This window comes from Lentzea sp. NPDC092896 (assembly GCF_044754905.1).
GTDB lineage: Bacteria > Actinomycetota > Actinomycetes > Mycobacteriales > Pseudonocardiaceae > Lentzea.
Window position 1 is genome coordinate 129215 of record NZ_JBIVPX010000002.1, and the last position, 24008, is coordinate 153222.

Annotated in this window: 24 protein-coding genes; 13 read left to right on the forward strand and 11 right to left on the reverse strand. The window is 69.6% G+C overall.

From position 1 onward, the window contains the following. The first annotated feature begins 48 nt into the window (after positions 1 to 48). Positions 49 to 798 carry a GntR family transcriptional regulator gene (locus tag ACIQF0_RS12140; RefSeq protein WP_401028123.1) on the forward strand — a complete coding sequence of 250 codons (750 nt, stop codon included), beginning with the start codon at positions 49 to 51 and terminating at the stop codon, positions 796 to 798. On the opposite strand, the gene ACIQF0_RS12145 is transcribed toward ACIQF0_RS12140, so the two are convergent. Continuing rightward, on the reverse strand, positions 787 to 1521 hold the full coding sequence (locus tag ACIQF0_RS12145) for an alpha/beta fold hydrolase (protein WP_401028125.1): 735 nt from the start codon (positions 1519 to 1521) through the stop codon (positions 787 to 789). The genes ACIQF0_RS12140 and ACIQF0_RS12145 overlap by 12 nt on opposite strands. Before the next feature lie 65 nt (positions 1522 to 1586). On the opposite strand from ACIQF0_RS12145, the gene ACIQF0_RS12150 reads away from it, so the two are divergent. Continuing rightward, the gene (locus ACIQF0_RS12150) at positions 1587 to 2009 is read left to right on the forward strand and encodes a MarR family winged helix-turn-helix transcriptional regulator (protein WP_401028128.1); all 423 of its coding nucleotides are present in this window, start codon (positions 1587 to 1589) and stop codon (positions 2007 to 2009) included. On the opposite strand, the gene ACIQF0_RS12155 is transcribed toward ACIQF0_RS12150, so the two are convergent. The 4 genes from ACIQF0_RS12155 to ACIQF0_RS12170 all read right to left on the reverse strand — a co-directional run bounded on the left by ACIQF0_RS12155 (position 2010) and on the right by ACIQF0_RS12170 (position 5580). After that, the gene (locus ACIQF0_RS12155) at positions 2010 to 3098 is read right to left on the reverse strand and encodes an alanine racemase (protein ID WP_401028130.1); all 1089 of its coding nucleotides are present in this window, start codon (positions 3096 to 3098) and stop codon (positions 2010 to 2012) included. Then, complete coding sequence (locus tag ACIQF0_RS12160) at positions 3095 to 4024, reverse strand: ornithine cyclodeaminase family protein (protein ID WP_401028132.1); 930 nt, start codon at positions 4022 to 4024, stop codon at positions 3095 to 3097. Before ACIQF0_RS12160 ends, ACIQF0_RS12155 begins: the two co-directional genes overlap by 4 nt. Continuing rightward, positions 4021 to 4752, reverse strand: a complete 732-nt coding sequence (locus ACIQF0_RS12165) for a transcriptional regulator (protein ID WP_401028135.1) — start codon at positions 4750 to 4752, stop codon at positions 4021 to 4023. The genes ACIQF0_RS12160 and ACIQF0_RS12165 overlap by 4 nt, the downstream gene beginning before the upstream one ends. A 78-nt stretch (positions 4753 to 4830) precedes the next feature. After that, the gene (locus ACIQF0_RS12170) at positions 4831 to 5580 is read right to left on the reverse strand and encodes an SDR family NAD(P)-dependent oxidoreductase (RefSeq protein WP_401028137.1); all 750 of its coding nucleotides are present in this window, start codon (positions 5578 to 5580) and stop codon (positions 4831 to 4833) included. Positions 5581 to 5671: 91 nt separating this feature from the next. Here ACIQF0_RS12170 and ACIQF0_RS12175 point away from each other — a divergent pair, with 91 nt between their 5' ends. Further along, a complete protein-coding gene (locus ACIQF0_RS12175; RefSeq protein WP_401028140.1) occupies positions 5672 to 6271 on the forward strand; it encodes a TetR/AcrR family transcriptional regulator in 600 nt (199 codons plus the stop codon). Between the two features lie 6 nt (positions 6272 to 6277). On the opposite strand, the gene ACIQF0_RS12180 is transcribed toward ACIQF0_RS12175, so the two are convergent. The 6 genes from ACIQF0_RS12180 to ACIQF0_RS12205 are packed head-to-tail and all read right to left on the reverse strand — an operon-like array spanning position 6278 to position 14647. Continuing rightward, positions 6278 to 7117: a LacI family DNA-binding transcriptional regulator gene (locus tag ACIQF0_RS12180; RefSeq protein WP_401028143.1), complete on the reverse strand. Its 840-nt coding sequence runs from the start codon at positions 7115 to 7117 to the stop codon at positions 6278 to 6280. Next, entirely contained in the window at positions 7107 to 9563 is a 2457-nt protein-coding gene (locus ACIQF0_RS12185) for a glycoside hydrolase family 2 protein (RefSeq protein WP_401028149.1), read from the reverse strand. The genes ACIQF0_RS12180 and ACIQF0_RS12185 overlap by 11 nt, the downstream gene beginning before the upstream one ends. Further along, entirely contained in the window at positions 9560 to 10315 is a 756-nt protein-coding gene (locus ACIQF0_RS12190) for an ABC transporter ATP-binding protein (RefSeq protein WP_401028151.1), read from the reverse strand. Before ACIQF0_RS12190 ends, ACIQF0_RS12185 begins: the two co-directional genes overlap by 4 nt. Further along, on the reverse strand, positions 10312 to 11985 hold the full coding sequence (locus ACIQF0_RS12195; RefSeq protein ID WP_401028154.1) for a dipeptide/oligopeptide/nickel ABC transporter permease/ATP-binding protein: 1674 nt from the start codon (positions 11983 to 11985) through the stop codon (positions 10312 to 10314). The genes ACIQF0_RS12190 and ACIQF0_RS12195 overlap by 4 nt, the downstream gene beginning before the upstream one ends. Then, positions 11982 to 12980 (reverse strand): ABC transporter permease, encoded by a 999-nt coding sequence (locus ACIQF0_RS12200; protein WP_401028157.1) that lies wholly within the window; start codon positions 12978 to 12980, stop codon positions 11982 to 11984. Before ACIQF0_RS12200 ends, ACIQF0_RS12195 begins: the two co-directional genes overlap by 4 nt. Before the next feature lie 2 nt (positions 12981 to 12982). After that, on the reverse strand, positions 12983 to 14647 hold the full coding sequence (locus tag ACIQF0_RS12205) for an ABC transporter substrate-binding protein (RefSeq protein ID WP_401028160.1): 1665 nt from the start codon (positions 14645 to 14647) through the stop codon (positions 12983 to 12985). 137 nt (positions 14648 to 14784) lie between these two features. Here ACIQF0_RS12205 and ACIQF0_RS12210 point away from each other — a divergent pair, with 137 nt between their 5' ends. From ACIQF0_RS12210 to ACIQF0_RS12255, 10 genes are all read left to right on the forward strand, one after another. Then, a complete protein-coding gene (locus tag ACIQF0_RS12210) occupies positions 14785 to 16014 on the forward strand; it encodes an ROK family protein (protein ID WP_401028163.1) in 1230 nt (409 codons plus the stop codon). Between the two features lie 72 nt (positions 16015 to 16086). Continuing rightward, the gene (locus ACIQF0_RS12215) at positions 16087 to 16701 is read left to right on the forward strand and encodes an NPCBM/NEW2 domain-containing protein (protein WP_401028166.1); all 615 of its coding nucleotides are present in this window, start codon (positions 16087 to 16089) and stop codon (positions 16699 to 16701) included. Positions 16702 to 16783: 82 nt separating this feature from the next. Continuing rightward, positions 16784 to 17239, forward strand: a complete 456-nt coding sequence (locus ACIQF0_RS12220) for a hypothetical protein (RefSeq protein ID WP_401028168.1) — start codon at positions 16784 to 16786, stop codon at positions 17237 to 17239. A 158-nt stretch (positions 17240 to 17397) separates the two neighbouring features. Continuing rightward, positions 17398 to 18321, forward strand: coding sequence for a carbohydrate ABC transporter permease (locus tag ACIQF0_RS12225; RefSeq protein ID WP_401028171.1), 924 nt, complete (start codon positions 17398 to 17400; stop codon positions 18319 to 18321). After that, positions 18311 to 19144 carry a carbohydrate ABC transporter permease gene (locus tag ACIQF0_RS12230; RefSeq protein WP_401028173.1) on the forward strand — a complete coding sequence of 278 codons (834 nt, stop codon included), beginning with the start codon at positions 18311 to 18313 and terminating at the stop codon, positions 19142 to 19144. Before ACIQF0_RS12225 ends, ACIQF0_RS12230 begins: the two co-directional genes overlap by 11 nt. Before the next feature lie 15 nt (positions 19145 to 19159). Beyond that, on the forward strand, positions 19160 to 20467 hold the full coding sequence (locus ACIQF0_RS12235; protein ID WP_401028176.1) for an ABC transporter substrate-binding protein: 1308 nt from the start codon (positions 19160 to 19162) through the stop codon (positions 20465 to 20467). Next, positions 20464 to 21546 (forward strand): Gfo/Idh/MocA family protein, encoded by a 1083-nt coding sequence (locus ACIQF0_RS12240; protein ID WP_401028179.1) that lies wholly within the window; start codon positions 20464 to 20466, stop codon positions 21544 to 21546. Before ACIQF0_RS12235 ends, ACIQF0_RS12240 begins: the two co-directional genes overlap by 4 nt. Further along, positions 21528 to 22409, forward strand: a complete 882-nt coding sequence (locus ACIQF0_RS12245; protein WP_401028182.1) for a PmoA family protein — start codon at positions 21528 to 21530, stop codon at positions 22407 to 22409. Before ACIQF0_RS12240 ends, ACIQF0_RS12245 begins: the two co-directional genes overlap by 19 nt. Continuing rightward, complete coding sequence (locus ACIQF0_RS12250; RefSeq protein ID WP_401028184.1) at positions 22403 to 23116, forward strand: cupin domain-containing protein; 714 nt, start codon at positions 22403 to 22405, stop codon at positions 23114 to 23116. The genes ACIQF0_RS12245 and ACIQF0_RS12250 overlap by 7 nt, the downstream gene beginning before the upstream one ends. A 75-nt stretch (positions 23117 to 23191) precedes the next feature. Next, positions 23192 to 23974, forward strand: coding sequence for a family 16 glycosylhydrolase (locus ACIQF0_RS12255; protein ID WP_401028186.1), 783 nt, complete (start codon positions 23192 to 23194; stop codon positions 23972 to 23974). Positions 23975 to 24008 lie beyond the last annotated feature (34 nt).

The following is a 24008-nucleotide window of genomic DNA, read 5'->3' on the forward strand; positions in this document are numbered from 1 at the left end:
GACCCCCAAGTTAGGATGCTATAGCAAAATAAGCAAGCAATAGCTTAGATGCTTGTCGTAGTATCGGTGCTCGTGATGGCCGACAAGGATCCTCAGTCCGACACGCTGGCAGGCCGGGCCTACCGCTCGGTCCAGGAGGCCATCGCCGCAGGTGGCCTGGCCCCCGGCGAGAAGATCACCGAACGCGGCCTCGCCGAACGGCTGTCGATGAGCCCCACGCCGGTGCGCGAGGCCATCCGCAGGCTGGAGCAGGACGGCCTGATCGAGAGGGTCGGCCCGCGCACGGTCGTCGTCGCGGACATCGGCGCCTCCGCCGTCGAGGACCTGGCCGAGGTCGAGATCGCGCTGCGCGGCCTCATCGCCCGGTTCGCCGCCCGGCACGCGACCACCGCCCAGCTCGACGAGCTCGACGCCGTTCTCGACGAGGCGGACGACCTGCTGATCGTCATCAAGCAGCGCGACGCCGAGGGCCGTCCGGTCGAGAAGCACCTCAACGTCCTGCTGGACACCATGCAACGCTTCAACGACGCGGTCGCCGCCTGTGCGGGCAACGCCGTTCTGGCCAGGCTGCTGGAGCAGACCAGGGTGTTCACCAGGGCGGAGCGCCGGACCCGGATGCTGGACCGGGTGCTCGCGAACCACGAGTTCGGCCTCGACCGCTACACCAGTCACCGCGCCCTGGTCCGCGCGCTGCGTGCGGGCGACTCGGCCGCCGCGGAGCAGATCACGATCGACGACGTCCGCGGCGGGCTGGCCGACCTGCGGCGCGAGCCCGGCCAGGTGCCGTCAGCGAACTGAGAGCACCGCGTCGAGCAGTGCCTCGGGTGACTCGACCTGTGGCAGGTGCCCGGTACGGGGCAGCAGGGTGAACGTCGCCTGGGGGAAAGCGGCGGCGAACGCCTTGCCGTACTCGGGGGAGACGATGCCGTCGCTCTCGCCCCACATCACGTGGGCCGGCACCGGAGTTGCGCCGAGCCGTTCGGCGAGCGTCGGATCGGCCATCGCCGGACCGGTGTAGCCGAGCAGGGCCTGCACGTCCGGGCCCGGTCCGGCGGTTGCGGGCTGCGAGGTCTGGCCGGGCTGCGGGGCCTTGCTCGGGTCGTGCCACGAGAGCTTCCGCAGCTCTGCCGGCGAGAGGCCGCGGACGTCGGTGACGGGGTGGCCGTCGACCTCGACGCCGATCCCGTTGGCGATCACCGCGCCGCTCACCCGCGGGCTGCCCAGCAACGCGATCTCGGCGGCCACCCAGCCGCCGAAGGAGTTGCCGAGCACGGTGACGTTCGTGAGGTCGAGGCGGTCGAGCAGGTCGACGTACGTCCGGGCCAGGCCGGCGACGCCGACGAGGTCCGCCGGTTTCGGGGTGCCGCCGAAACCGGGGTGCGTGGGCAGCAGCACCCGTGCGTGAGCGTGTTCGGCGAGCAGGTGGGCGAAACCGGTCATCGTCGGCACGCCACCGCCGCCGTGCAGCAGCAGGAACGTCCGGGTGCGGTCGAGGTCCAGCAGGGTCAGCTCAGGAGTCATATAAGGAACCTTAGATAAGGATCCTTATATAAGCAACCTGTCTTCAGTCGGGTAGGCTGACCCGCATGCCTCACCGTCCCGCCGACGTCGGCCTGGCCGTCAAGCGCCTGCAGCACCGCCACCACCGAACGATGAGCCACGCGCTGGCGCCGCTCGGGTTGTCGCTGGTGCAGTGGGACACGCTGCGGCACCTGGCCCGCAACCCGGACGCCTCGCTGCACGACCTCGCGGTGCTGACCTTCCAGACCGACCAATCCTTCGGGTCGCTGGCCACGCGGATGGCCGACCGCGGCCTGATCGAACGGGTGCCGGGACCGGGACGGCCTGTGCGGCACCGGCTCACCGAGGAGGGGGAGAGGCTGCTCGTGGCAGGCCAGGACCTCGCCGACGGTGTCCTGGACACGTCGTTCCGGAACCTCTCGGCGGCTCAGCTCGACCAGCTGGGTGACCTGCTCGCCCTCGCGCTCGGCGCCGACCCGACGGCGTGATCACCAGCCGCGCAGGCGGCTCCACGTGGTGCCGTCGACGACGTGGTAGCGGTCGTGCTGGGCGGCGGTGGCGCAGGCGTGGTTGGGCAGGATCCGCAGGCGGGTGCCGATGGGCAGGTCGGGTACCGGCTTGCCGTCGCGCGTGCTCAGAACGCCGTGTTCCTGGCTCGCCCCGGTCATGAGGAGATCGGGGATCAGCTCGCCGTGCTCGTCGGCGACGAGTCCGTAGCCCTGGTCGACGGCCTGCGCCTGCGTGCCGCGGTCCCGTGAGGTAGCCATCCAGCCGCCGTCGGTGAGCACCCAGTTCTTGTCGTGCCGGTGGCCGATCACGGTGACGACCACGGAGAGCGCGAGGTCGTCCACCTCGCAGACGCCGATGCCGGCCATGACGAGGTCGAAGAAGACGTAGTTGCCGGCGCGGACCTCGGTGACGCCCGCCAGATCGGTCGCCGCGTGCGCGGTGGGCGTCGAGCCGACGCTGACGATCGGGCAGCGCAGCCCGGCGGCCCGCAACGCCTCGGCGGCGGCCACGGCGACGTCCCGCTCGTTCTGCGCGGCCTGGTGCAACGCCTCTGGTGTGTAGGCGAAGTAGGACTCGCCCGCGTGGGTGAGCACCCCGGCGAGGTGCGGGCCGAGTGACTGTCCGATGTGGACGAGTGCGGGATCGTCGGGTGCGATGCCGCCCCGGTGCCCGTCGCAGTCGATCTCGACCAGGGCGGGGATCCGGAGGTTCTCCTCGGCAGCGAAACGGGTCAGCGCCTCAGCTTGCGCGAGGGTGTCGAGCAGGACGGTGAGGGTGACGCCGCGACGCAGCAGGGCGGCGACGCGAGGCAGTTTGTGCGGATCCAGGCCGACGGCGTAGAGGACGTCCCGGTAACCCGCGTCGGCGAAGTGCTCGGCCTCGGCGAGGGTGGACACCGTGATCGGCCCGTCCCCGTGGACCCGCCGCGCGACCTCGACGGACTTGGACGTCTTCACGTGCAGCCGCAACGGCACGCCCAGTCCGTGCAGGTGGTCGCGGAGCCGGGCCGCGTTGCGGTCCAGCCGGTCCGTGTCGATCAGGGCGTACGGGGTGTCCACAGTGGTCATTCGGAGTCTCCGTGGGAAGCGGCGCGGCGACGCAGCAGGGCGGCGGCGAGAGTGAGGTCCTGCAGGGCGAATCCGGAGCTGTCGAACACCGTCACGTCCTCCGGTGAGGTGCGCCCTTCGGCGTCGCCGGCGAGCACGGCGCCGAGTGCGACGGGCACGGAGCCGGCGTGCTGGAACTCGCCGATGGTCCGGGACTGCTCGGGGAGGTCGCAGAACAGCGAGGCGCGGTCGTACAGCGCGACCGGCAGCTCCTGCTTGCCGGGACCGTCGGCCCCCATGGCGGAGATGTGCGTGCCCGGTGCGACCCAGCTCGCGTCGAACAGGGGCTCGCGGGCGGTGGTGGCCGTGACGAGCACGTCCGCCGCGACGACCCCGGTCCGGGCGTCGACCGGTTCGGCCTTCAAACCGGTCACGGCGGTCACCTCAGCTGCGAACGCCTGTGCCGCGTCCGCGCGTCTGCCGACGACGAAGACCCGGTCGATCGGCCGCACCCGGCTCACGGCGCGGACCTCGTGCAGGGCCTGGTGCCCGGTTCCGATCACGGTCAGCGTGCGGGAGTCGTTGCGGGCCAACGTGTCCACGGCGAGCGCGTCGGCGGCGGCCGTGCGGTAGGCGTTGGCGGCCGCGGCCTCGACGACCGCGCTCAGCCGACCGGTGGCGGGGTCGAGCAGCACGATCGTGGAGCTGTGGCGGGGGAGTTCCACGTTGTCAGGCCAGAAGCTGCCGATCTTCACGCCGACGAGGTCACCGGCGGCGCCCGACTTGAGGGTGAACCTGTTGTGCGGCAACGACTGCCCGATCACGACCGGGAACGTCGCGCCCGTCGCGGTGGCCAGGAACGCCTCGCGGGCGGCGGCCAATGCGAGGTCGTCGTCGACGAGGGCGGCCGACTCGGACTCGCTGACGAAGGCGGGGCTGTCGGTCACGGGGTGTCCTTCTTCAGCTCGGCGAGGTCGTTGTACAGACCGGTGCGGGAGATGCCCAGTCGCTGGGCGATACGTCCTGGCGCGCCGCGCAACGCGAACACGCCGGCCTCGTTCAGCGACCGGACGAGCACCAGCCGCTCGTCCCGTCCCAGTGCCGCGACCGGCACGGCGTGCGCGCGTTCGGCACGTTCGATCAGCGACTCGACCACCTGGTCCAGGTCACCGGAGAAGTTCGTGGACGCGGTCGGTTCCTCCAGCGCGGACAGGCCGAGCAGGTCCGAGAGCACGCCGGTCGCGCGGTTGATCGCCGAGACGTCGATGTTGACGCACAACGCGCCGATCAACGTCCCGTCGACGTCGCGCAACGGCAGAGTCGTGCACTTGAGCACCCGCCCGTCCTGCGCGCGGGTGACGTAGCCGACCTCGTTGCGGGCGTCGTCCCCGGCGGCGAGGACGCGCAGGCCGATCTCGCTCATCGCGTCGCCGACTTCCCTGCCCGTGACGGATCCGGCGACCGCGACGACCGATCGTTCCTGGTCGCGGTAGTCGTGCAGCACCACCTCGCAGCTTCGCCCGAACGTCGCCGCGATGCCCTCGACGACGGGGGACAACGCGGCGAACACGGCGTCCGCGGTGGTGTCTTGGTGGGTGTCGACACGCGTGCGCTTTTCTCGCGTGTCGACACCCACCAACTCGGCTTCCAGGGATGTCACAGCGGGGTCTCGCACGGGGTCTCCAGAACTGAACGAAGTGTCAGATGCTGGACAAAGTGTCACACGTGCGAGTTCCCGGCGTCCAGTGAGGGGTCAGATCTGGTTCTCGCCGCCGTCGACGTACACGTTGGCGCCGAGCATGAAACTGCTGTCCGGGGACGCGAGGAAGGCCACCGCCGCCGCGACCTCGTCCACGTGACCCATCCGCCCGATCGCGATCCGGGCGGCCTCGTTCGCCTTGAACGCCTCCGCGTTCTGCTCGCCCACGAGCTCGGTGATCCCGTTGGTGTCGGTCGGTCCCGGCGAGATGGCGTTCACCCGGACACCGCGGTCCTTGAGCTCGTTCGCCCAGGCGCGCGTGAACGTCCGCAGCGCCGCCTTGGACGCGGCGTAGATCCCGAATCCGGCGGTGCCCCTGTCGGCGGCGGTGGACGCGTTGATGATCACCGAGGCGCCCTTGTTGAGGAGCGGAATCGCTTTCTGCACCGTGAAGATGGTGCCCTTCACGTTGACGCCGAAGGTCTGGTCGTAGTCCTCTTCGGTCATCGTCTCGATGGTCGCGAACGACGCGGTGGCCGAGTTGGCGAACAGCACGTCCAGGCCCTGGCCGTGGGCGGCGACCGTCTCGTAGAGCCGGTCCAGGTCGTCCGGGTTCGTGATGTCGCCCGGCACCGCCGTCACGTTCCGGCCGATGGCCTCCACGGCCTCGTCCAGCTCGGCCTTGCGGCGGCCGGTGATGAACACGTGCGCACCCTCTTCGACCAGTCGTGCCGCGGTGGCCCTGCCGATGCCTCGCGTGCCGCCGCCGGTGATGACCGCGGTCTTGCCTTCCAGCCTGCGCATTACCTGACCTCCACGCTTTTGTGCACCGATCGGTGCATATTGCGACCGTAGCACTTCCGCACCGATCGGTGTGGAAGGGTAGGATGAGGCCGTGGAGAAGGCTCAGATCGGTCGGCCGCGAGAGTTCGACGCCGAGGAGGCGCTCCAGAAGGCGATGGTGGTCTTCTGGGAGCAGGGGTACGAGGGCGCGAGCCTCGCCGACCTGACCGAGCGCATGGGGATCTCCCGCAAGAGCATGTACGCGGCCTTCGGCAACAAGGAGGAGCTCTTCCGCAAGGCGTTGCAGCGCTACTCGGAAGGCACGGTCTCTTACGCCGTCGAAGCCCTCCAGGCAGCGACCGCCCGCGAGGTCGCGGAGACGTTCCTCGGTGGCTCGGTGCGCGCCAACACCCGGCCCGGCTGCCCCGTCGGCTGTCTCGGGGTGCAGGGCGCGCTGGCCGTCGGCGAGGCCGGACGGGTCGCGCGCGACATCCTGACCGAGTGGCGCAACGGGGGGCAGGGGCTGCTGCGCGACCGGTTCGAACGGGCCGTCGCGGAGGGTGACCTGCCCGCCGGCGCCGATCCGGACCTGATCTCCCGCTACGTCATGACGATCGCGAACGGGATGGCCGTGCAGGCGGCCGGTGGCGCGTCCCGCGAGGACCTCCAGCGGGTGGCCGACGCCGCGCTGCGGAGCTGGCCACCGGCCTGAGGTGTCCTAAATGGACGCGGTGGTCGTCGTGCCGCGCGGCAGATAGCGGGCGGTCGGCGACCAGCGCGGGGTGACGGGGCCGCCGTCGATCCGTTCGAGCACCGACTCCGCCACCGACACACCGAACTGGTGCACGTCGACGCTCATCGTCGTGAGAGCGGGGGAGGCGAGCCGGCACAGCGTCGAGTCGTCCCACGCCACCAGGCTCACGCTCGCCGGCACCGCGACACCGAGTTCGGCTGCCGCGGCGAGTCCGGCGACCGCCATCACGTCGTTGTCGTAGAGGATCGCGGTGGGCGGCTCCGGTCCGCTGAGGAGCGAGGCGGTGAGCTTGGCACCCGCCTCCTCCGAGTAGTCGCCCTCGACGATCACCGGGTCGACACCGGCCTGCGCGCACCCGGCCAGCAACGCGTCCGTGCGGGCCCGCGTGTGCAGCAACGCCGACGGGCCGGTGACCCTGGCGATCCGCTGGTGCCCCAACGAGAGCAGGTGCCCGAGCGCCTCGGCGACCGGGCCGGCGTGGTCGGTGCGGACCGAGGGCAGCACCGGGTCGTCGCCGACGACGACCGCGGGCAGCGCGATCTCGGCGAGCACGGCGGGGCGTGGATCGTCCACCACCGGGTTCACCACCACGACGGCGTCGACCAGACCGCGACTCGCCCAGCGGCGGTAGGCGGTGATCTCGGCCTCGTGGTCCGCGACGACGTGCAGCAGGACGGACAGGTCGCGCTCGGCGAGCCGTTCCTCGATTCCCGCGATGAACTCCATGAAGAACGGCTCGACGCCGAGCAGGCGCGCGGGCCGCGCGAGCACCAGCCCGATCGCGCCGGTCGGTTCAGCGGGCATCGGGCACCACGCAAAGGTCGTTGGCGCAGCGGAGAACCAGTGGATCGGTGAAAGCCGCCGGATCGACGAAAGCGTCCGTGCGGATGTGGAACACGCGCACCTCTCCGGCCAGCATCGGCACGAGCGAGTCGTCGGCGACCGCGTCCGGCGCGACCCGGTCGGCCAGGATCGCGACGTCCTGGGCGAACGAACCGGCGCGCACCTCGACCTCGTAACCGCCCGGCACGGCGTGTGCCTGGGCGGAAAGGGGACGCGGGTCGTACGCCAGCTCGACGTCCTCCCGGAACGGCAGGATCGCGCGGGCTTCGGCGGTGGTCGCCACCATCACCTCCGCGTCGTCGTTCGCCGGTCGCAGCAGCGCCTCGTCGAGGTCCAGTGCGAGGACCGAGCGAGGTGCCACCGTCCGGCGCAGTCTAGTCAGGTGCAGCGTGACTCCCCGGAACGTCTGGCGCTCCAAGGTGAGGTGCGCGTCCCACGGCTCGTCGTGGTCGTTGACGGCGATGAGCACCAGCCGGTCGCCGCGTGGCTGGAAGGTGAGCAGCCGGGGCGCGCAGGCGTGCCGCAGCCCGTACCAGAGCGGTTTCACCCGTTCCTCGCTGTCGATCGCCGCCCAGGACGTGACGGGCCAGCAGTCGTTGAGCTGCCAGACGATCGCACCGGCCGTGCGTGGCCACCACGAACGGAAGTGCTCGATGCCGAAGGTCACCGCTCGCGCCTGGTTGAGCTGCGTCGCCCAGTGCCAGTCCTCGAAGGCCGACGGCACCGGCAGGTGCGGTGCCAGGCCGCGCGCGAGCTTTCCGTTGCCGTCGTCCGCTTTCTGGTGCGCCAGGAAGCTCGGCGAATCCGGGGTCAGCGGCTCGTCGTGGATCCACCGGGTCAGCGTGGACCACGCCGGCGGGCCCTGGAACCCGAACTCCGAGCAGAACCGCGGCACGTGGTCGCGGTAGCGCTGGTAGCCGACCTGGTTCCAGACCTGCCAGTCGTGGCGTGTGCCGTGGTTCTCGTCGTTCGGGTGCACGCCGTCGACCGGGCTGTACGGGCTGCTGGGGCAGTAGAACCGGGTCGGGTCGAGCTCGGCCACGATTCCCGGCAGCAGGTCGTCGTAGTAGCCCAGACCCCACGTCCGGCCGTCGAGCTGCTCCGGCCAGCCCCAGTCGGCGAACCCCCACAGGTTCTCGTTGCCGCCGTTCCAGAGCGCCAGCGAGGCGTGCGACATCAGGCGCACGACGTTCTCGCGGGCCTCGGCCTCCAACTCCCCGCGCACCGGCTCCTCCTCCGGGTACGCGGCGCAGGCGAGCGGGAAGTCCTGCCACACCAGGACTCCGCGTTCGTCGCAGACGTCGTAGAAGTCGTCGGACTCGTAGATCCCGCCGCCCCACACCCGCAGCAGGTTGACGTGCGCGGTCACGGCCTGGTCGACCCGCCGTGCCAGCCGGTCGCGGGTGATCCGGGTGAGGAAGTGGTCGTCGGGAATCCAGTTGGCGCCCTTGACGAAGACGGGCTTGTCGTTGACGGCGATCGTGAACGGGGTGCCGTGCTCGTCCGGGGTCGTGTCGACGGTGATCGTGCGGAACCCGATCCGCTTGGCAGTGCTGTCGAGCTGTTCGGATCCGCGCAGCACGACATCCAGGTTGTAGAGCGGTTGGTCGCCGTACCCGGTGGGCCACCAGAGTTCGGCGCCGGGCACGTCCACGCGGGCGACCACCGTCGTCTGACCTGCCGGCACGACGACGGTGCGCTTGTGCGCGCCCACGGTGATCAGCAGCGTCAGGGTCTCGGCGGCGTCCGGCGCCCACTCGACGTCGACGTGCAGCTCGACCTGGCCGGTCCCGTTCGGGGCGACGGTCACGATCGGACGGACTCGGGCCAGCCGCGCGGTGTGCCAGCGCTCCAGCCGGACCGGCCGCCAGATCCCCGCGGTCTGCAGGTCCGGTCCCCAGTCCCAGCCGAAGCTGCAGGCCATCTTGCGGATCATGTTGAACGGGTGGGCGTTGACGTGCTCGCGCCGGCCCAGCGCGGCCTCGACCTTCTCGGCGTGGGTCAGCGCGGAGGAGAACGACACGGTGAGGTCGTTGGCACCGTCCACGAGGAACGGCCGGACGTCGAAGCGGTGGCCGCGGTGCATGTTCGCGGTGTGGCCGAGCAGGTGGCCGTTGAGCTCGACGGCGGCGATGGTGTCCAGGCCGTCGAAGACGAGCTCGGCCTGTCCGGACGGGACGGCGGCGGCGAGGAACCTGGTGCTGTACCGCCAGTCCGCGCGGTGCGTCCAGGCCAGCTCCTCCTCGGCGCGGTCGAGGAACGGATCGGTGATCAGCCCGGACGCGAGCAGGTCGAGGTGGGTGCTGCCGGGCACGGTCGCGGGCACCGTCCTGCCCCGGACGTTGTCCGGCACCTCGTTCGTGGTCGCGGTCAGCTGCCAGCCGTCGTGCAGGTACTGCCGGATCAAGACGGACCTCCCTGGAGGAAGCGGGTTTCGGGGTCGGGCGCGGCGGCGGCCAGCTGCCGGGTGTACGGGTCCTGGGGACGCAGCAGCACGTCGTCGCCAGGACCGCGTTCGACGATGCGGCCCCGGTGCATCACCAGGACCTCGTCGGAGAAGTGCCGGGCGGTGGCGAGGTCGTGCGTGATGTAGAGGACGGCGAGGTCCTCCTCGCGGCGCAGCCGGTCGAGCAGCTTGAGCACGCCGAGCCGGATCGAGACGTCCAGCATGGACACCGGTTCGTCCGCGACGATCACCGTGGCACCCGGTGCGAGCGCGCGGGCGATGGCGACGCGTTGCCGTTGCCCGCCGGACAGTTCGTGCGGACGGCGGCGCGCGAAGTCCGGGGTGAGGCTCACCCGCTCCAGCAGGTGGGGCACCTCCGCCCGAGTGCGGCCGTGCAGCAGCAACGGCCGGGCGAGGTGGTGTTCGACGGTGTGGAACGGGTTGAGCGACGCGAACGGGTCCTGGAAGATCATCTGCACGTGGTCGCGGTACCGGCGCGACGGCACCGGTTCGCCGTCCGGCCCGGTCAGCGCGATCTCGCCGGAGGTGGGCCGGACCAGGCGGGCGATCATCCTGGCGATCGTCGACTTCCCCGACCCGGACTCGCCGACGAGCGCGACGGTCCGGCCGGCGGTGAGCGTGAACGAGACACCGTCGACCGCGCGGTGCCGGTGGAACGTCTTGCTGAGGTCGCGGACTTCCAGCGTGGTCATCGGATCAGGGCTCCTCGCTCGCCGGTCATGCTCGGGAACGACGCCAGCAGCTGCCGGGTGTACGGGTGCTGTGGCCGCAGGTAGATCTCCTCGGCGGACTCGTACTCGACCACCTCGCCGTCGCGCATCACCGCGATCCGGTCGCTCAGCTCCAGCAGCAACGGCAGGTCGTGCGTGATGAACACGACCGCGAAGCCCAGCTCGTCGCGCAAGCGCTTGATCTCGTTCAGGATCTCGCGTTGCACCAGCACGTCGAGCGCGGTCGTGGGTTCGTCCATGATCATGACCTGCGGTTCGAGCAGCAGCGCCATGGCGATCATGACGCGCTGCCGCATGCCGCCGGACAGCTCGTGCGGGTACGAGCCGAGCCTCGCCGGGTCGACCCCGACGAGCCGGAGCACCTCAACGCACCGGGCTTCACGGTCCGAAGTGGACGTCGACGGGCGGTGCGTGCGCAGGACGTCCTGCAGCTGCGCGCGGACCGGGGTGACCGGGTTCAGGGAGTTCATGGCGCCCTGGAAGACCATGGACAGCTTCACCCAGCGGAACGCGCGGAGCTCGGCCGGGCCCAGCGCCAGCACGTCGATGCCGTCGAACACGACCGAACCGGACGTGACCTCCGCCGGTGGCCGGTGCAGGCGGTTGATCGCGTAGGCGAGCGTGGTCTTGCCGCACCCGGACTCGCCGGCCAGGCCGAGGATCTCGCCCCGCCGCAACGTCAGCGACACGTCCTTGACGGCGTGCACGGGTGTGGCGCCCTGGTAGACGACGTTGAGGTTCGTGACCGTCAGGACGGCGTCCTCGTCGGCCACCGCAGGTGTGGTGGCCACGACGTCCCGCCTGCGGCGCGGCCGTTCGCGCAACGCCGGGTTGATGATCTCGTCGATGCTGAAGTTGATGAGCGACAGCGCGCCGCCGAACAACGCGATGATCAACCCCGGCGGGACGAACCACCACCACGCGTCCCGTTGCAGCGCGAACCCGTTCTGCGCGTAGTAGAGCATCGTGCCGAGCGTCGACGAGTCGGCCGCGCCGAGCCCGAGGAACGACAGGCCCGCCTCGCTCAGGATCGCCAGCACGACGGCGAACACGAACTGGGAGGCCAGGATCGGCAACAGGTTCGGCAGGATCTCGACGCAGATCACCCGCCAGGTCTTCTCGCCGGAGACCCGTGCCGCGGCCACGTAGTCCCGGTTGCGCAACGACAACGTTTGCGCGCGCAGCACGCGGGCCGCCGCCGCCCATCCGGTGATCGCGAGCACCAGCGAGATCGTCCACGTGCCGCGCTGGTCCGCGGGCACGAATCCGGCGACCACGATGACCAGCGGCAGGCCGGGGATCACCAGCATCACGTTGGAGAACAACGAGAACACCTCGTCCACGGCCCCGCCCGCGTACGCGCCCACGATGCCGAAGATCCCGGACAGCACGGTCGCCATGACTCCGACGAGCAGGCCGATCCACAACGACCCGCGGGTGGCGTGGGTGAGCTGGGCCAGCACGTCCTGACCGGTGACGGTGGTGCCCAGGAGATGCTCGCCGCCAGGCGGGACGAGACCGATGTCCCTGATGGTGGCCGGATCGCCGGTGAGCAGTGGACCGAGCAGTCCGAAGAGGACGATCAGGCCGGCCAGGCCGAGCCCGGCGCCGAGTTTCCCTGACCAGGTCATGACACCGTGCTCCGATCCCTCGTGCGGGCGTCGATCAGCCCGTACAGCAGGTCGACGACCAGGTTCGCGCCGAGCACCGCGACCGTGATCACCAGGAAGATCCCCTGCATCAGTGCGTAGTCGTTGTTCTGCACGGCCTGCAGCAGCTTCGAGCCGATGCCGGGGTAGGAGAACACCTGCTCGGTGACGATCGACCCGGACACCACGAACCCGAGCGAGATGGCGAACCCTGCCACGGACGGCAGCACGGCGTTGCGGGCCGCGTACCGGACCATCACCCGGCTGCCGGTCAGGCCCTTGGCCCGCGCGGTCAGCACGTAGTCCTCCGACATGGCCGAGACCATCATGTTGCGCATGCCGAGCAGCCAGCCGCCGACCGACGAGACGACGATCGTCAGCGCGGGCAGGATGCCGTGGTAGAGGGCCGAACCGAGGAACTCCGGACTCCAGCCGGGATTCAGGACCACGTCGTAGCCGCCGTTGAGCGGAAACCAGCCGAGCCCTGACGAGAGCAGCGCGACCAGGATCAGCGCCAGCCAGAAGTACGGCACCGCGGCCAGCATCGTGGTCGCGGGCACCAGCGAGTCGAGCCAGGTGCCGCGCTTCCAGCCGACGAGCGCGCCGAGCCCGATGCCCAGCGCGAACGAGATCAGCGTCGCGAGCCCGACCAGCACGACGGTCCACGGCAGCGAGGCGCCGATCACGTCGGAGACCTTCGCCGGGAACGCGCTGACCGACACCCCGAGATCACCGCGCAGCAGACTGCCCAGGTACGCCACGTACTCCTGAACGAACGACTCGCGCCCGCCGGTGCCGAGCAACGTCTCGTAGGCCTGCCGCGCGGCGGGGTCGACGGACCCGCCGCGCTGCTGGAGCTTGGCCATCAGGATGTCCACCGGGTTGCCCGGCAACAGCCGCGGGATGACGAAGTTCAGCGTCACCGCCGCCCACAGCGCCGCCAGGTAGAAGGCGACCTTGCGCAGGTGGTAGCCCATCGTCAGGACCCGGCGGGCTTGAGCTTCGCGTACACCTGCGAGGCGTCCGGCCGCTTCCACACGGCGGGGAACGCGTACAGGTCGTCCTTGGTGGGCCAGCCGGTGAAGGCCTTGTCGTTGTACTCGTTCGGGATGCCGCCGGTCAGCACCGGGATGTACGGCATGGACTTCTCGAGTTCGACCTGGATGGTGTCGTAGTACTGCTGCCGCGCGGGGTTGCCCCGGTCGGTCTTCTTGAGCTCGGCCAGCGCGGCGTCCACGACCGGGCTGCTGAACCGGGCGAAGTTCGGGTTGGCCGCCTCACCGACCGGCGCCGTCGTCGCGGTCGAGAAGAAGTAGCTGTAGGTGTAGTACGGATCCGGCGCCGGGCCCTGCTCCACCGAGTCGATCAGCAGCTCGAACTGGCCGCGGCCGCGCGCGTCCGCCCACTCGTTCCACGACAGCTGCTGCGGCGTGATCTTGATGCCGATCTGGAGCAGCTGCTGGCTCAGGGTCTCGAGCGCGGTGATGTAGTCGGTCCAGCCGGCGACCACCTTCACGGTCAGCGCCAGCGGCTTGCCGTCCTTGGCGTAGATGCCGTCCGGGCCCTTGGCGTAGCCGGCGGACGTGAGCAGCTCCGCGGCCTTGGCGACGTCGGCGTTCATCGGCGCCATGCGGTCGGTGAGCTTGCTCGACAGCAACGAGGTGTCGCGCGGTTGCAGCGTGAAGCCGGGGGACATCTCGCTGCCGGTGTTCTGGAACGCCAGCGAGTTGATCTGCGTGCGGTTCATCCCGTGGTAGATCGCCTGGCGCACGGCCGGATCGGTCTGCGCGCCCTGACAGCCGAGCTGCGCGTTGGAGCAGGTGAACAGAGAGACCTGGTTGAGCGGCAGCGTGACGACCTTGTAGCCGGGGTAGTTCTTCTCGACGTCCTTGATGTCGGGGATCGGGCCGGTCTGCCAGTCGATGGACCCGGCCTTGAGCGCGTCCACGCCGGCCTGGTTGCCCGACAGCGACAGGTAGCGCACCTGCTTGAGCGCGGGCTCTCCGCCCCAGTACTTCGGGTTCGCCTTGAGGGTGAACGACTGCGCCTTGAACTCGCCGAGCTGGAACGGGCCGGTGCCGACGGGGTTCGGGTTCACCTCGGTGGCGGGCGTGGCGTAGTTCTTCCAGATGTGCTCCGGCATGATCCACAGCTGGCCGAGCACCTGCGGTCCGTCCATGTAGGACGGTTCGGGGAACTTGACGACCACGTGCGTGTCGTCGACCGCCGTCGTCGTGCCCTTGAAGCCCGTCTTGTTGACGGCCGGGGTCTTCGCGACCATGTCGAGCGTGAACTTCACGTCCTCGGCGGTGAACTTCTCGCCGTCGGACCAGGACACGTCGCTTCTGAGCGTGACCGAGAGCTCGGTGCCCTCCGGGTTCCACTTGAACTCGGTGCCGAGCATGGGTTTCGGCGGCTGGTCCTTCGCGATGTTGTAGAAGAACAGCGGCTCGTAGATCGTGCCGGGCCCCTCGATCTGGGTGGGGGCGTAGGGGTTGAAGTTCAGCTGGTAGTCGCCGGCCTGCCCGGTGTAGACGACGAGCGTGTCCCGGGACCGGCTCGTTCCGCCGGATCCGGAGCAGGCGGCGGTGGCCGCGACGACCACCGCGAGACCGAGTGAGACGAGCCGCTTGTGCAGGAACATCGTTGATCCTCCCGTGGGCTGGGTGGTTCGCGGCGAGGATTCTTCAGTTACTAAACAAAGAAAGTCAACGACTCGGGATGCTTTACTGATCCCGAACTTGTCGATGTGCCAAGTTCGTCGTTCGACGGAGGAGTGCGGTGAGCGGACCGGCGCGGGTGACCCACGCGAGCACCAGGGCGGCGGTGCTGGACCTGGTCAGGGCGGCGGGCATGATCAGCCGGGTCGGCCTGGTCAACGCCACCGGCCTGACCGGCGGCACGATCTCCACGGTGGTGCGCGGCCTGATCGACGAGGGCCTGGTCGCCGAGACCGGGCACGCCGAGTCGACCGGCGGCAAGCGCCGGGTCATGTTGCAGCTCAACCACTTCGCGCGCTACGCCGTCGGCGTGCACCTCGACGACGCGCGGATTACCTACGTGCTGACCAACCTCGGCGGGGCGGTCGTCGCGAGGATCTCGCGCGCCGGTGCCGGTGTCGACGAGCCGGCGGCCGTGGTCGCCAGGGTGGCCCGCGAGGTCGACGCACTGATCGACAGCGTGGGCGTCGAACGCGATCGAATCCTGGGGCTGGGACTCGTCGCGGCTCGTCCGTCGGAGCACCACGAGTTCGGCCGGGCGCTGGAGCGTGCGACGGGACTGCCCGTCGTGCTCGACCACGACGCGACCGCGGCGGCGATCGGCGAGCACTGGTCCGGCGGTGTCGGCGCGACCTCGACGTTCGCCGCGCTGTTCATGGGGACCGGCATCGGCGCGGGTGTTGTACTCGGCGGTACGACGTATCGCGGGCCGAGTGGGCACACCGGCGAGATCGGCCACGCCTGCCTCGACATCGACGGCCCGCGGTGCTGGTGCGGTGCGAAGGGATGTCTGGAGGTGCTGGCCGGACCCGCCGCCGTCGTCGAGCAGGCACGGGCCGATCGGGCGCTCACCCGTGCGGCGGGTCTGGTCGGCGGCCGGACCCGCGCCGCCACCCCGGTCGCGGCGGACTTCGCGGCGATCAGCAGGGCGGCCCGGCAGGGCAACACCCGCGCGGTGGCGTTGCTGGAGCGATCCGCCCGCTACGTCGCGGCGGCGGCCCGCACGCTCGCGAACGTGCTGGACCTGGAGGTGCTGGTGCTCACCGGCCCGAGTTTCGCCATCGCGGGCTCGGTCTACCTGCCCGTGCTGCGCGCCGAGCTGGACAGCGCGTTCATCGCGCGCGACGTCCACCCGATCTCCGTGCGGCTGTCGCCGTCGGCCGCGTCGGCACCGGCGATCGGCGCGGCGGCGATCGTGCTGCAGTCGGAGTTGGTGCCGCGGCGGCAGGGGCTGCGGCTGCCGGACGACCTGGCGGCGGAGGAGCCGCCGGTGTTCCAGGCATTGCGCTGAATGGAGTTTCTTTTTGTCTCAAAAGGAGCTGGCTCTGTAACAAAGAGGTGTCCATCCCAGACAATGCCGGGCATGACTAGGCAAGACAGTGGCGCAAGTCACATAGCCAGGCGATGGATCGCGGTCGCGGCCGCCGTGATCATCGTGCTGGTGGTCGGGACATCCGTGCTCGTCAGCGGAGTGTTGAGCGGCGAAGAGCCGGCGGCCACCGTCCTCACCACGGCGCCGGCCGCGCCTCCGCCGCCCGTCGAGGACTGGTACGACCTCACCACCTACCAGACGGTCGAGTCCGGCGCCGGGCACGAGACCCTGGCGTCGATCAGCATCGGGGTGGGCAAGGAGCCGTTCGCCCGGGCCATCCGGGGTTCGGCCGGCTCGTCGGCGACTCAGCCGGCCAACTTCCGCACCTGGTCCACCGCGGGCAGGTGCACCCGGCTGTCGGTGTGGATCGGCAAGGACGCGGCGTCGCTCCAGACCGAGGGGGTCGGCCAGTTCGTGATCAGGGCCGACGAGGCGGAGGCCGTCACCCGGCAGGCGAGCATCGACGACGCTCCCCAGCACGTCGAGGTCGACATCTCGGACGTCGACCGGCTGACGTTGCTGGACGTGCGCGCCGGTCGCGACGCCGCCAACGCCTGGGGGACCCCGCGGGTGTTCTGCTCCGCGCCGCCCGGCAAGGCCGTCTGACCGGCTCGTCCGGCGCTGGCGAGGCTTTGCGTTGTGGTGCAATAGCTTCAGCACGCGTGGGTGAGCGCTGTTAACTGCCGCCATGGTTTCGAGAACCTTCAGCAAGATCGCCGGCCGGATCGCGGCCGCCGCCGTGGTCGCGCTCTCGGCTGTCGCCGTCGCCGCTCCCTCCGCCGGTGCCGCCGATCAGGAGTTCATCTACTCGGGGCAGGACTACGGGTACGCCGGGGCGACGTTCGACTGGACCGGGCGGAGTTCGGTGGGCAACATCGACCTGCTCGTGTCGGACTGGGGCTGTGACGCCAAGCCGGTCTACGCCTACTTCCTGTTCTACAACGGGTCGCTGCACCCCGACACGACGCCGACGCGCCGGTACGACTACTCCGGCTGTGACAAGGAGGACTACTCCTCCTACAACAACCTGACGTGGTCGATCAGCGGCGACTCGATCACCTACATGGGCGTCGTCGTCTGCCGTGACGCGTCGAACGGCCCGTGCAAGGTGGGTGGGCTCTCCGGGCGCAACCCCTACGCGTAGGGACCAGGTCCACAAAGGACCCGCGTCGAACGGGTCGTCGAACAGAGACGCGGCTGTTCGACGACCCGTTCGACTGCATTCGACAGCCCTGCTTGACGCTCGTGGTGCACCGATGCAGACTCCGGAAAGCGTTTTCCAGACGACGGGGTCGGGAGTTCATGAGCGCACTCGACGAACTGCGGGGGCTGCGTCGCAGCGGCACGCAGGTGCGCAAACGGGACAACAGGGCCGCGTTCTGGTTCCTGGTGCCCTGGTTCGCCGGACTGCTCCTCGTCACGGTCGGACCGGTGCTCGCTTCCTTCGGACTGGGCTTCACCAGGTACAACCTGATCCAGCCGCCGAAGCTCATCGGATTCGACAACTTCGCCCGCATCCTCAGCGACGCGCGCCTGCACAACGCGTTGCGGGTGACGTTCACCTACGTGCTCGTGTCGGTGCCTCTGCAACTGGCGTGCGCGCTGGGTGTCGCGTTGCTGCTCAACCGCGGGCTGCGCGGGCTCGCGTTCTACCGCTCGGCGTTCTACCTGCCGTCGCTGCTCGGGTCGAGCGTGGCGATCGCGGTGCTGTGGACGCAGGTCTTCGGCACCGAGGGCCTGGTGAACCGCGTGCTGGGCTTCTTCGGGGTCGAGGGCAAGGGGTGGATCTCCGACCCGGACACCGCGCTGTCGACGCTGATCGTGCTGAACGTGTGGACGTTCGGCTCGCCGATGATCATCTTCCTGGCCGGGCTGCGGCAGATCCCCGAGGTCTACTACGAGGCCGCCGCGATCGACGGCGCGGGCAGGTGGTCGCGGTTCTGGCGGATCACGCTGCCGCTGCTGTCGCCGATCCTCTTCTTCAACCTGGTGCTGCAGATCATCCACGCGTTCCAGTCGTTCACACAGGCGTTCGTCGTCTCCGGCGGCACCGGCGGGCCGTCCGACTCGACCATGTTCTACACGCTCTACCTGTACCAGCAGGGTTTCAGCCGGTTCGACATGGGTTACGCGTCGGCGCTGGCCTGGTTCCTGCTGCTGATCATCGCGGCCTTCACGGCGATCAACTTCTGGGCGGCCAGGTACTGGGTGTTCTATGACGACTGAGCGGCTCGCCAAGTTCGCCAAGCACGCCGGCCTGGTCCTGATCGGGTTCGTGATGCTGTACCCGGTGCTGTGGATGGTCGTCAGCTCGTTGCGGCCGGGCGACGAGATCTTCCGCAGCCCCGGGCTGATCCTCGACAGTCTCCAGACCGAGAACTACACCGAGGGCTGGAACGCGCTCACGCCGTCGTTCGGGACCTACCTGCTGAACTCGGCGATCCTGGTGCTGGGCTGCATCGTCGGCAACCTGGTGTCGTGCTCGATGGCGGCCTACGCGTTCGCCCGGCTGCAGTTCACCGGCAAGCGCTGGTGGTTCGGGATCATGCTCGGCACGATCATGCTGCCGATCCACGTGATCATCGTGCCGCAGTACGTGCTGTTCTCGAACATCGGCTGGGTCAACACGTTCCTGCCGCTGATCGTGCCGAAGATCCTCGCCACCGACGCGTTCTTCGTCTTCCTGATGGTGCAGTTCATCCGCGGTCTGCCACGCGAACTCGACGAGGCGGCGCGCATCGACGGGTGCGGGCATCCGCGGATCTTCCTGCGGATCGTGCTGCCGCTGATGAAACCGGCGCTCGCGACCACGACGATCTTCACGTTCATCTGGACGTGGAACGACTTCTTCAGCCAGTTGATCTACCTGACGGACCCGGACATGTACACGGTTCCCGTCGCCCTGCGCTCGTTCGTCGACTCGACGGTCGCCACGTCGTGGGGCTCGCAGTTCGCGATGAGCGTCGTGTCGCTCCTCCCGATCTTCCTCGCGTTCCTGATCGGCCAGCGGTACCTCGTCCAGGGGATCGCCACGACCGGGGGCAAGTAGCCGAAAGGACAGCTCATGTTCAGAGGTGTTCGCCGCGGTGCCGCGTGGGTGGTGCTGCTGTCGCTGACCGCGTCCCTGGCGGCGTGCGGGTCCGGGTCCGACGCGGGTGGCGACCTGACGACGGAGAAGGTCACGCTGCGCTTCACCTGGTGGGGTGCCGACGACCGGCACAAGCGGACCCAGCAGGTCATCGAGATGTTCCAGAAGAAGCACCCGAACATCACCGTCAAAGGCGAGTTCAAGGAGTGGAACGGCTACTGGGACAGCCTCGCCACCACCATGGCGGCCAACGACGCGCCCGACATCATGCAGATGGACGAGCTCTACATCGCCTCCTACGCCGAGCGCGGCGCGTTGTTCGACCTGAACGAGGCCAAGAAACACCTCGACACCGCCAACTTCGACCAGAAGGCGCTCGCGACCGGTGCGATCGCGGGCAAGCAGTACGGGTTGCCGGTCGGCCTGGGCATGTACTCGATCATGGTCAACCTCGACCTGCTGGCGAAGTACAACATCCCGGTGCCCGACGACACCAAGTGGTCGTGGGACGACCTCAAGAAGATCGGCGAGCAGGTGTCGAAAGCCGGTGGCGGCGCGGTGTTCGGCGTCCAGTCGCCCGGCATCAACGACGCGGCCGGCCTGAGCATCCGGGCCCGGCAGCAGGGCAAGGCGATGTTCGACGCGGACGCCAAGGTCGTGCTGCCGCAGGAGATCGCGCGCGACTACTGGCAGTACATCCTCGACCTGGCCAAGTCCGGGATCGCGGCGCCGCCCTCGGTGACCGTCGAGAAGGCCTCCGCCGGGCTGAACCAGTCCGCCACCGCGACCGGCACCGCGGCGTTCGGCCTGTGGTGGAACACCCAGCTCACCGCGCTGACCGCCGCCAGCGGCGCCAAGCTGAAGCTGCTGCGGCTGCCCGGCGAGACCCAGGGCGCCGCACCCGGCGCCTACTACAAGCCGTCGATGTTCTGGTCGGTGTCCTCGCGGTCGAAGTACCCGGCCGAGGCCGCCGCGTTCGTGAGCTTCCTCGCCAACGACGAGGAGGCCGCGAAGATCCTGCTGACCGAACGCGGCGTGCCCGCCAACCAGAAGATCCGCGAGGCGATCGCGGGGCAGCTCAAGGAGACCGACAAGGCCGCCAAGGAGTACCTCGACACAGTCCCGGTCAGCGACCCGCCCAGGATCACGCCGAACGGTGCCAGCACCCTCGACACCATCCTCAAGCGGCACACCGAGGACGTGCTGTTCGGCCGGACCACGCCTGACGCGGCCGCGGCGTCGTTCATCAAGGAAGTCCAGTCCGAAGTGGACGCGGCGAAGTGAGGCGCGCCGCCGTCATCGGCACGGGTGCGATCGCGGCCGCCCACGCCGAAGCGGTGCGGGCGGCGGGAGGACGGATCGAGCTGGTCGCGGTGGTGGACGTGGACGCCGGTCGTGCGACGGCGTTCGCCGAGGAGTGGGGTGTGCCGCGCACACACCTCACTCCGGCCGCGCTGCTCGACGCGGAGGACCTGGACCTGGTGCACATCTGCACACCGCCGCGCTCCCACGTGCCGCTCGCGCTGGAATGCCTCGCCGCGAACGTGAACGTGCTGCTGGAGAAGCCGCCGGCGTTGTCGCTCAGCGAGATCGACATGCTGATCGCGGCGGAGCGCGGCTCGACCGGCCGGGTCGCGACGGTGTTCCAGCACCGCTTCGGGCCTGCCGCGATCCGGTTGCGGCGGCTGGTCTCCGAGGGGGTGCTCGGCCGGTCGTTCGTCGCCAAGTGCGACACGCTCTGGTATCGCGGCGACGCCTACTTCGACGTGCAGTGGCGCGGGACGTGGGAGAGCGAGGGCGGCGGGCCGACGATGGGTCACGGCATCCACCAGTTCGACCTGTTGCTGTCGGTGCTCGGGCCGTGGCAGGAGATCCGGGCGGTGGCGGTCCGACAGGCGCGGAACGTGCAGACCGAGGACGTCTCGCTCGCGCTGGTGACCTTCGCCGACGGCACGGTCGCCTCGGTGATCAACTCCCTGCTGTCGCCCCGGGAGACCTCGCAGCTGAGATTCGACTTCGAGCGCGCCACGATCGAGGTCGAGCACCTCTACGGCTACACCGACGCGCATTGGACCATCACCCCCGCGCCAGGCCACGACGAGGTCGTCGGTGTCTGGCGCGGCGAGCAGCCGCTGGTCGTGAGTGGCCACCGATGTCAGCTGGCGGCGTTGCTGGACGCGCTGGACAGCGGCGAGACGCCTCCGGTGACCCTCGCGGACGCCAGGAACACGATGGAGTTCGTCGCGGCGCTCTACGCCTCCGCGTTCACCGGTGCCGTCGTGAAGGCCGGCGAGATCGGCCCGGACAGCCCGTTCTACGCGACGATGGAAGGAGTCGGTGCCCCGTGGGCGGATCCCCGGTGATCACCCGGCAGGACGACGAGGTGCTCGCCGTGTCGGTGGGCGACGTCGAGCTCTTCTCCTACGTGCACCGGCCGTCGACGCCGGCGTTCGAGGGCCCGAAGCCGTACCTGCATCCCGTGCGCACGCTGGCCGGTGACGTGGTGACGGCGTTCCGTCCGCACGACCACCGCTGGCACAAGGGCGTGCAGATGACCGCGACCGACGTGTCGGGGGAGAACTTCTGGGGTGGCGTGACGTACGTGCGCGACCAGGGGTACGTGGTGCTGCCGAACGTGGGAACCATGCGGCACGAGAAGTTCGAGGTCGACGGGGTCCGGATCAACGAGCGGCTGTCCTGGTTCACCGAGGCGGGAGAGCGCTGGGTCGGGGAGACGCGCTCGTTCTCGGTGCGGGACGTCGAGGACGACTCGTGGACGCTGGAGTTCGCCACGACGTTGACCAACCTCCGATTGGAGCCGTTGGTCTTCGGCAGCCCGACGACGAACGGCCGGGAACTCGCCGGCTACACCGGTTTCTTCTGGCGCGGCCCGCGGTCGTTCACCGACGGCACGGTCATCGCGGCCGACGGGGGAGCGGGGCAGGAGATGATGGGCAAGGCCGCGCGGTGGCTCGCGTTCGTCGGCCGCCACGACGAGGTGGATCGCTCGTCGACGCTGCTGTTCCTGGACCACCCGGACAACAAGGGCACACACTGGTTCGTGCGGAGCACACCGTTCGCCGCGGTCAACCCGTCGTTCGCCTTCCACGACACGGTCGAGCTGGCCGCGGGCGACGCGCTGAACCTGCGCTACCGGCTCGTCGTGGCCAACGGCGAGTGGGACCGGGCACGACTGGAATCCCATGTGGAGGAACATCCGTGGTGACGCCGTTTCCCGGTGGGGTGGGGATCTCCGGGCTGAGGGTGTACGACTGGCCGGCGGTGGACGGGGTCTGCGGCGGCTCGCCGCACGTCCACCTCGCCTGTTCGGAGTGCTACTACGTGATCGGCGGGCAGGGCAGCGTCCAGACCCTGACCCGGCGCGGGTTCGCCGAGACGCCGTTGCGCGAGGGTACCGTCGCCTGGTTCACCCCCGGCACGATCCACCGCCTGGTCAACGACGGCGACCTGCGGATCCTGGTCGTGATGCAGAACAGCGGCCTGCCGGAGGCGGGGGACGCGGTGTTCACGTTCCCCGCCGGGGTGCTGGCCGACGCGGAGAACTACCCCGCGCGCGCTCAGGCCGGTGACGAGGAGTCGGCCAGGCGGCGCAAGGACCTTGCCGTCGAGGGATTCCAGGAGTTGCGGCGACGCGTCGAGGCGGGTGAGGACTCCGCGCTCGACGACTTCTACCGCTCCGCGGTGCGGCTGAAGCAGGACGTTCTGGACGCCTGGGAGAAGCGGTGGCGGGCCGGGGCACTGGCATCGGCCGAACGCACCGGTGAGCAGCTGAACCGGTTGCGGGACGGCGACATCGGCCACCTCGCCGAGGCGGACGTCCACGTGATGCGCGCGGAAGGGCCGCAGCGGTTCGGCATGTGCGGCCGGCTCGACGTCCACGACCCGGCGGAGGGCAGCTCGCCGCACGACTGACCTCGTCGAGTCGAACGGTCCGTCGAATCGACGAAACTGTTGTGCGGCAACAAGTCTGTGCTGGACAGTGAGGCGATGAGAATCGCAGCAGGCGCACTCGTCGCCGTCCTCACAGCGGCTTCCCCGACTCCCGCGAACGCGGCGGCGTGGGAAGAGGTGATCGGGACGGGCTCCTTCGGCGGCTACGGCGCGCTGGAGTCGGAATGGAACTACCGCTACCCGTGGGGCTCCGACCACAACGGCTCGGCCAGGATGTACGCGAGTTCCAGCGACCACAACCACGTGTCGCTGTCCGGCGGCGTGCTGACCGTCAAGGCGACGCGCATCTCGTGGGACGAGGGCAACAGCGGGGCCGATCCACATCTGCCCATCCGCTACCACTCCGGCGCGATCCACGCGAAGGAGCACGTGGTGGTGAACGACCAGTTCCCGAACTGGGAGGTGAAGGGCGACTTCCAGGCGCCGTCGACCCGTGGCACCTGGCCCGCGTTCTGGCTGACCGGGGTCAACAGCTGGCCGCCCGAGAGCGACATCCTGGAGTTCAAGGGCGACAACCGGAACTGGTTCAACACCTTCCGGACGTCCAGTGACGTGTCGAGCTCGATCGTCGGGGTGTCCTCGCCGGGCTCGTGGCACACCTACCGGGCCTGGATGACCAAGGTGAACAGCACCGACGTCGACATCCACTACTACCTCGACGGAAAGTGGATCGCCCAGCACACCGCGAGGAACTTCGTCGGCAAGCCGCTCTGGGTGATCATCAACCTGCAGATGGAGGGCTCGTCCGGCAGCCCCGGCCCGACCGCGGAGACCGTCTACCGGGCCCGCAACGTCTACATCGGACGCACGCGGGCGTGAAAAGCGAGGTGGCCCCGGAGAGCGCCGGGGCCAC